At 50.8% G+C, this 7,873-nt stretch carries 8 protein-coding genes and 1 pseudogene; all 9 read right to left on the bottom strand.

Going from position 1 to position 7,873, the window contains the following annotated elements:
- Positions 1–216: pseudogene (locus tag HWQ67_RS09600) on the bottom strand (hypothetical protein); the annotation flags it as partial.
- Between the two features lie 791 nt (positions 217–1,007).
- Complete coding sequence (locus HWQ67_RS09595; RefSeq protein WP_218252468.1) at positions 1,008–2,465, bottom strand: oligosaccharide flippase family protein; 1,458 nt, start codon at positions 2,463–2,465, stop codon at positions 1,008–1,010.
- A gap of 110 nt (positions 2,466–2,575) precedes the next feature.
- Positions 2,576–3,301: a competence/damage-inducible protein A gene (locus HWQ67_RS09590; protein ID WP_218252467.1), complete on the bottom strand. Its 726-nt coding sequence runs from the start codon at positions 3,299–3,301 to the stop codon at positions 2,576–2,578.
- A gap of 246 nt (positions 3,302–3,547) precedes the next feature.
- Positions 3,548–4,387: an MBL fold metallo-hydrolase gene (locus tag HWQ67_RS09585; RefSeq protein WP_218252466.1), complete on the bottom strand. Its 840-nt coding sequence runs from the start codon at positions 4,385–4,387 to the stop codon at positions 3,548–3,550.
- A gap of 297 nt (positions 4,388–4,684) precedes the next feature.
- Positions 4,685–5,866 (bottom strand): iron-containing alcohol dehydrogenase, encoded by a 1,182-nt coding sequence (locus HWQ67_RS09580; protein ID WP_218252465.1) that lies wholly within the window; start codon positions 5,864–5,866, stop codon positions 4,685–4,687.
- A complete protein-coding gene (locus HWQ67_RS09575) occupies positions 5,860–6,168 on the bottom strand; it encodes an antibiotic biosynthesis monooxygenase (protein ID WP_255317206.1) in 309 nt (102 codons plus the stop codon). Before HWQ67_RS09575 ends, HWQ67_RS09580 begins: the two co-directional genes overlap by 7 nt.
- Positions 6,169–6,226: 58 nt before the next feature.
- Positions 6,227–6,571 (bottom strand): hypothetical protein, encoded by a 345-nt coding sequence (locus tag HWQ67_RS09570; protein ID WP_218252463.1) that lies wholly within the window; start codon positions 6,569–6,571, stop codon positions 6,227–6,229.
- Between the two features lie 4 nt (positions 6,572–6,575).
- The gene (thpR, locus tag HWQ67_RS09565; protein WP_218252462.1) at positions 6,576–7,139 is read right to left on the bottom strand and encodes an RNA 2',3'-cyclic phosphodiesterase; all 564 of its coding nucleotides are present in this window, start codon (positions 7,137–7,139) and stop codon (positions 6,576–6,578) included.
- Between the two features lie 28 nt (positions 7,140–7,167).
- A complete protein-coding gene (locus HWQ67_RS09560; RefSeq protein ID WP_218252461.1) occupies positions 7,168–7,584 on the bottom strand; it encodes an OsmC family protein in 417 nt (138 codons plus the stop codon).
- Positions 7,585–7,873 lie beyond the last annotated feature (289 nt).

Raw genomic sequence — 7,873 nt, 5'->3', positions numbered from 1 at the left:
CGTCCAGACCAGGCCCGTGAGGTTGTCGGTGACCGTGTTGGTAGCGGCGGTAAAGCGCGGACTCGGCCAGGCCACGCCCGCCTGGATTGCGCCGTCGTCGCCCGTGGCGTAGGTGGATGTCTGCCCCGTCCTGGGCAGCTCGATGGTACCGGCCATCACTACGGCGGGTAGCAGCAGTGACACGATTAGTGTTGCTAAAGTAACTTTCTTCAACATTTGTTTCCTCCTTTATGTTGTTTGTTTTTTGTTTAACTCATGGATTCCCGCTTTCGCGGGAATGACACGAAACGCCTGATGTTCACAATCCCCTAGCGCATAATACACCACCTCCCTTAAGATTGTCTGAACTAGGATTTAACGGATGGAAGGATTTACAGGATGAAGACAGAAGGCTCCTCTTAACATAATCCTGATAATCCCTTAATCCGTTAAATCCTAGTTCAGACAGGCTAAAAAAACGACAAAACCCCTTAGCTATCGGTCGGAAAGATATACGACGATAGCAAGGGGTATCGATAATAAAGTAGATTGCTAGTGGAAGTGCATTACAGGAGAGAGAGAGAGAGAGAGAGAGAGAGAGAGAGAGAGAGAGCGGCAAGAACCGCGCCAAGACTGCATCTTTGCAACATATAAATGTTCGGGCACACTAAAAAACCCTCCTTGCTAAGATTCTTCACGGACACCATCGTAGCATTATGCTATCACAAGCATTTCAGAAAAGTCAATAGCAAAAATTTGGAGCAAGAGAGGGTGCATAAAAAAAGTGGTTGGTGATGGATTCCTGCTTGCGAATGACACATACGGGCGCAAAATACCATTTCTTGTCATTGCCGTGAAACATGTCCCTGGCTTGAACAGGGAACGGGAATCCATTTTCAAAAACCGCATTAAATGGCGATTTAGTAAAAAGTACAAAAGTGCGGTAAACAATGGCCTTATGACGTCCACCAAAAATTTATGCACCCCTATTTTCTTGTATTGCACACAATCGAAATGCACTATAAAGCTCATAAACCGCTGATCCCCCTGTATATCATACTTAACTCATCCCTGGTTATACCCTTTATAAGATAGAGCGACACGATATAGACCAATGCACCACCAAGTACCTCAATCGCTATATTAAACCCGCTAGTCGTATACAAAAAGAGCGCCATGATTGCCGATGCTACCACTGGTTTTAATATAAACCTGTGTACTGCAATCGTAGCTATGTCCCTGAATGCCCGCACATACAACAGTAGTCCAAGGGCTTCAACCACCAGTGCTGCTATAGCACAACCCACTATTGCGAAACTTCCAATGAGCATGGCGTTAAGCAGCAGACTCACAATTGCCTGCACCAGGACGACCCTGAGATATAGCCCCTGCCTGGCGCTTGCCCACAACCCTCTGATGTACACCATGTTACATACGCCTATTGCCCCTGCCCAGAGCAAGTATCCCAGCGCCGTGCTTGCGGCGTCGTAACTGCCACCGTAGATGAGGTGCATCAGGGGGCCGGCTAACATAGTGCCACCAACGGCAGTGGGCACTAACAGGGTTATTGATACCCTGGCGCTGAGGGACAGTACAACGCCAAATGTCCCCGCACCGGCTTCGACTCCGGCATAGTGTCTGGTGATGACCGGGTATATCGCATCAAAGTACACCGAACCAAGCATACTCAGGGGCAATAGCAGTTTAAAGGCGCTGTTAAAGTATCCCACGGCACTTTCTGTACTCATAAAGCCAAGCATCACGGTATTTGCGTTGTTGATGACGAAGTTCATGAGCACTGCCACCCCTATGGGCAGGGCCTGCCGCAGGGATGTCTTCCACAACCCCATGTCTATATTAAGTGCGATTTTGCCGGCAATCTTCCTGAAAGACCAGAACAAACACCCCGCCGTTACCACCCCTGCCAGAAACTGAAGACAGGCGACAATGAGCAGTTGTTGCGGGTTGCGTATGAGGCTGAACACCCCTCCTGCATAGACCACTACCCCTGCGATCCGGCCCAGGGCTATGTAGTGCATCCGCTCAAGCCCCTGAAACAACCACTCTATGAACAGACTCGATACAAACACGCCTGCCCCATAGAGGATTATCAGCGATTTTATCTCTGCCGGTTTGTCGAGCATCAAGGCAATTGCAACGAGCACGACAAAACTCACTACGGCCATCGTCAATCTCAGGGCAATGATGTTGCCCACATACCTGTTGAGCTTCTCCCCACCCACGTAGTGTCCGCCGGCAACCTCCCTGGTGGCTATTACGCCTATTCCCATATCCGTAAAGAGCATGAAATAACCAACGATGGCAAAGGCAAAGTTGATCCTGCCAAACCCCTCCGGCCCCAACACCCTTGCAAGGTACACGACGACAAAGAACGAAACGGCATGTACCACTATGCCGGAAGAGAGCAGGGAAAGGATGTTGTTTACAATGCGTACCCGATGGCCTATAGAGCGTTTAGGTGTCATGTAATAAAAGAAAAGAAGGAGGGCGGCTCTGCCCCCTCCTCAGACCTCCCCTGCAAGGGGGCCAACCCCCTTGACCCCATCAAAGAACTACGCATTTTGTTTTTTGTCAATCAGTCAATCTTGACTGCTTTATCACCCAGTCTCTTAGCCAGTGCATCCACGGCCAGGGTCAGGGCGGCCTCATCCACGGACTCAAGGGTCAGCATTACCCGATGGTTGCTGTTGTGCATTATGGGATAGGAGCCGATCTTTACGGCCCTGTTGTCTCTGACTATTTCGTTGAGCATGGGGGCTATTTCGGACTCGTACTCGTTGACGTACACTCGCTTAAGCAGGATCGAAGGGGCTATGAACAGGTGTTCGATGACGTTGAACTTGTCTCTGAGAAATTGCGGGATACCGGGGAATACAAACACGTTCTTGTAGCGTATCAACGGAAATTCTAATGCCTTGTCGGTTACGAGTTCGCCGCCTTCGGGGATTTCGGCCATCTTCAGGCGTTCCGGGGTCACCCTGTCACCGTATCGGCGCTCCAGTATGCTGCGCAGGTGTGGCTCCACAACAATCCGCACGGAAAACCCCTTGGCTATACCCTCGATTGTCACATCATCGTGGGTTGGGCCCAACCCCCCGGAGGTAAAGACGTAATCGTACCTCTCTGAGAAACTACGAACCTCTGTCGCAATTTCGTCAACCTCATCGGATATGATAGACACACGACAGACGTTTACCCCCCTGGCACGCAACCGTCTCGCTAAAAACAGACAGTTACATTCCTCTACCTTCCCCGATAGTATCTCGTCTCCTATTATAATTATCCCAGCCGTCATTTCCATAGTCCGTTAACCGCCTTCCTCATTGTTTCCATACATTGTACAACATTGCCACCCAAAAATAGAAGAGGAGAAAAGAAAGAAAACGCAGCTATCCCGTATCTTCTTAAAAAAAAAGCATCGTAAAAGGTTTCGAAGTAAGGGGTCAAGGGGACTGGTCCCCTTGCAGGGGGGTCTGAGGGGGGGGCGGAGCCGCCCCCTTCTTTCCTTTGCTACCATGAAATATAAAGAGGATACGTTATCCCCTATTTATAGTGTAAACTCCAGGCCCTGGTAGACGGCAAGACATTCCAGGGGGCTATTTTGTTCCCTGATGATCCGGTGACAGTCGGCAACGATCTCATCCTCTGCGTCATCGGTTCTGTTCTGGTTGTGATGAAAGAGGCCGAACTGTTTCACTCCTGCCTCAATGGCCAACCTCAGAGAGTCTTTATAGACGGAGTGGCCCCACGTTATTTTTTCCGTATATTCTGCTTCTACGTACTCGGAGTCGTGAAACAGCACATCAGCTCCCTTGCAAAAACCCACGTAATCTTGAAAGTCAAGACCACCGGGGTGCTTATACGTCAGCTCGTTGTCGGTGATAAAGACAAAGCTCTTACCGTCCTCGACGAACTTATAGCCAAGTCCCTGGTTGGGATGGCTCAACATGACTGATGAAATGGCAACGCTATCAATTACAATGCTCCTGTCACATATGCTGTTATAGGAGAACTCTGCCTTGATCTCATTGAACTTGACAGGGAAGTGTGGAGATACCATCGTCGTGGATATGATATCCTGAAGGGTGCCGGCAGAAAAGGCGCAGCCGTAAAAGTCTATAACGGTACCTTCACGGTATATGGGCCTGAAAAACGGAAATCCCATGATATGGTCCCAGTGTGCATGGGTAAACAACAGATTGAAGCGCGTCCGTTTTTCGTCGAGCATACGCTTACCAAACTCCCTGATCCCGGAGCCGGCATCAACGATGATAATCTCATCATTTTTCGTCCTTATCTCTATACAGGTGGTATCGCCACCGTATTTAAGATACTCTCTGCCTGATACCGGGATAGAGCCTCTAGCTCCCCAACACCTGACAATCATTGTGTTGCCTCCTTTGCTGCCATTAGCTTGCCTTAATTATACAATAATATCCCCTATGTTTTGGGATAATTTTTTTCTTGCTGTAAAAAATCCTGTGATGATATATATAGCACGTTTCAAAAACAAAGAAAGGGGCGGCTCCGCCCCCCTTCAGAACCCCCTGCAAGGGGACCAGTCCCCTTGACCCCATTATTTCACACTCAATTATCATGCCTAAAAAAACTGAGTCATTTCAGTATAACATTTTTTTGGGCAGCTAAAAAAAACAGCCTCCGACCACAACTACCCTCGCCCTTGTCACAGTCGCTGCCGGAGGATATCCATGATATCGGACTTGGAGAGCTTAACGGGGTTTTCCTTGTTTGAAGATCTGGATGCTATCATATCAAGGTGCTGCTGCCCCACGCCATAGTGACTAAGCAGTGGCATGCGCAACACCGATACCCAATTGTCTATCTCCCAGAGTAATCTCTTCACAGACAACTCCACACTGCCGTTGCCACTCTGACCGGTTATGAGGTCACCAACCACGGCGAACTTTTTCAGCACATCCACGGCATTGTCTGCCATCAGACGCTGGATGTTGACCTTCGTTGCCGCCCCGATGAGGGTCCCGCAGATGACACCATGGGGGATATCAAAATGGGCGCTTATGAACGAACTTATCCCATGCACCACGCCCAGACCGGCATTTGCAAGGGTTATACCCGATATCAGCGAGGCATAAGACAGCGCCGCCCTCACCACAATGTCCCCCGGGGACACCGTGCAAGCGGCAACAAGGTTGTCCTTAAACAACTCCAATGCACCCAGGGCCAGGGAGTCCGTGACGACAGAGGCCTTCGTTGACACGTAGGACTCCAGCAACTGCGTAAAGGCATCAAGCCCACAGGCGGCTGTAACGGAAGGCGGACAGGATAGGGTCAACTCCGGGTCAACAACGGCAACGTCTGCAACGAAGTTGTCATGTCTGAGGGACTTCTTAAAGCCGTCCTGTCCCACACGGCTTATGACGGCGTTCTTGGTTGCCTCACTGCCCGTTCCCGCCGTAGTTGGCGCCGCTATAAACGGCACCTTCACTCCACTGTGGACGGCGCCACTGCCAACCCCCTCAAGATAATCAAACACGCCCTCCCCCGTGGGCAGCATCGCCGATACGGCCTTGCCCGCATCAAGGACACTGCCACCTCCTACGGCAAGGACTACCTCAACGCCAACATCACGGCAACCCCTGACCACTTCATCGATCATCTCAGGGGAAGGCTCCGTGTTGATTGACACGTGACGGTGCTTGATCGAAAGGGCATCAAGGTCGGTCAGAAGCCCAGCCAGCCTCCCCGACTCCTTCAGAGAGCTTCCTCCGGTAAGTACTACAACACTACGGCCATAGCCACGGACAATAGTGCCTACGTCCTTGAACGTGCCTGCTCCAAAGTATATGTGCGGGGGCCTGGCAAACTTAAACTTCAGGTTCACCATTTTGCTCTTTCCTGGGGTGAGACCACGCGGTGAGGCACCCCCTGACGTGGCTTGGCCATCCAGGGTTCAACCGTATCGCGCCATGTCTTGTAGTGGGCGGTGTTTTTGTGTTCGGCGGCTGCCTCCTCGCTTTCGTATGCCTCATACAGGAGAAACTGTGTCGGGTCCTTGATGCCCTGGAGCACGTCAAATCGGATGTTGCCAGGTTCCTTGACCGAACCTTCGTGGTTTGCACGCGTTGCGGCTATGAAATCATCCACGTGCTCGGGCTTAACCCAGACCGTTACCGATGTCACTATCATCAAAATAAGATACCTCCTTTTATTGATTAAGATGCAAAAATCATATTATAAGGTCTTCTCAGTATCGCAGGTAGATGATCACCTTTTCCCTGTCCTTACCTACCGGCACGTTGGGAAACACCGTATACGTGCCTGGTTCGAGGGTTATTCCGACTATTTCGGAGGAGCTGCAGATTGTGGCAGTCCCCGTTATGCAGAAGCCTTCCTTTGGTCCGTCGATCCTGATAATAGTGGCAGCCCTGGTCAATGTCACAGGTTTACTTATGACAGAGCCGCTGCGTCCCTCAGACGCCCTCACCTGCACACCGGTAAGCTCTATGGCTGAGAGAGTCATCGCCGTTGCAAGCACCAACAGCATCAGGCAAATCAGTGTTACACTTATCTTTGTCTCTATACGCATCATAACTCTAACCCTTCAGGGGAAACTCCCTCATCACGGAGTATATTGGCCCGCCCGATTTTAGCTCACTGCTCATCAAGTCTATGGCTGAGACGGGGCTGAGACCAAAGTCCTTTGTTTTTAACGGGGTCAGTTTTTCCATGAGGCCGATAGCATTGCCGCCATCCCTCAACCTGCCAATTGTCAGGTGTGCAGCCCAGGGCTTGTCCTCCCTGGCAAAACCGGCATCAGAGAGTCGTGCGTCGATATCCCGATGCAGTTCCCGCATAGCGGTGTCATTCTCCACGCCGATCCACAGCACCTTTGGCCGCGTCAGGGTCTGAAACCCTCCCACCGACATCAGGGCAACACCGAAGGGACGGTGCAGGGCACAAACCCCTTCCAGGGCAGCCTCAACCCTCCGCACCTGACCCTGATCGATATCGCCGAGAAACTTTAGCGTTAAATGGAGGTTTTCTCTTCTGACCCATTTAACGCCGCGGTAGTCCTGCCTCAACGGGGCTATGGCTGCATCGATCTCCAACTGCACCGGCTCTGCTATGTTTATGGCAATAAACGCCCTTGTCTTCAAGCGTCCTCCCTCAACGCCACGTCACCCCCTACTCCTCAACGACCCTGTAGGCATACTCTATGGGGACGCCGTTTTCAATGGTAGCCTTTACCGAGCAGTACTTTGTCATGGACAACTCCACTGCCCTCTTGAGGGCCTCGACCTCTACGCCCTTGCCGGTGACCACGTATTCCACGACGATGGTGTTAAAGCGTTTTGGGTGTGCGGAGGCTTTATCGCCCCTGACATTTATCTCAAAACGTCTGACGTCCTGTTTCTTTTTTCTGAGGATGGAGATGATATCCATAGCCGAGCAACCTCCCAGGGCTATTAGCAGCAACTCCGATGGCCTCATGCCCGTGTCCTCCCCGCCAACCTCGTGGTCGGCGTCAATGACGATGGCATGTCCCGATGAGGCCTCCCCCACAAACCTCATCCCATCAACCCATGTCAACTTTGCATCCATAAGTCCTCCTTAAGTATTCCATAAGGCAGCCTGCAACTGCCTGTTTTGTCTTTAATCGTCATATCATTATAACAGATTGGCAGCACCACAATCAACCGTGGTTAGCAGAAATTAAGCCATTTTTATATTTTAGCAGTATGGCATTGTTAATGCTTTATAGCGCATTTCGATTGCATGTGATACAAGAAAAGAATGGGGAGTTCTGCTCCACCTCAGCCCCCAGCACGACCCCCTTAACCCCGTAAAAAAAAGCTGGCTTGATATAAGCAGAAGAGCAGAAGTAACTATA

The sequence above is a fragment of the Candidatus Magnetobacterium casense genome (genome assembly GCF_019173545.1).
GTDB lineage: Bacteria > Nitrospirota > Thermodesulfovibrionia > Thermodesulfovibrionales > Magnetobacteriaceae > Magnetobacterium > Magnetobacterium cryptolimnobacter.
This window is presented reverse-complemented; position numbering and strand designations above follow the sequence as displayed.

Excerpts from the sequence above, each read along its gene's own strand:
- HWQ67_RS09580 (WP_218252465.1), bottom strand. The coding sequence starts at position 5,866 with ATGGTGAACCTGAAGTTTAAGTTTGCCAGGCCCCCGCACATATACTTT.
- HWQ67_RS09570 (WP_218252463.1), bottom strand. The coding sequence starts at position 6,571 with ATGATGCGTATAGAGACAAAGATAAGTGTAACACTGATTTGCCTGATG.
- HWQ67_RS09575 (WP_255317206.1), bottom strand. The coding sequence starts at position 6,168 with ATGATAGTGACATCGGTAACGGTCTGGGTTAAGCCCGAGCACGTGGAT.
- HWQ67_RS09595 (WP_218252468.1), bottom strand. The coding sequence starts at position 2,465 with ATGACACCTAAACGCTCTATAGGCCATCGGGTACGCATTGTAAACAAC.
- HWQ67_RS09560 (WP_218252461.1), bottom strand. The coding sequence starts at position 7,584 with ATGGATGCAAAGTTGACATGGGTTGATGGGATGAGGTTTGTGGGGGAG.
- HWQ67_RS09590 (WP_218252467.1), bottom strand. The coding sequence starts at position 3,301 with ATGGAAATGACGGCTGGGATAATTATAATAGGAGACGAGATACTATCG.
- HWQ67_RS09585 (WP_218252466.1), bottom strand. The coding sequence starts at position 4,387 with ATGATTGTCAGGTGTTGGGGAGCTAGAGGCTCTATCCCGGTATCAGGC.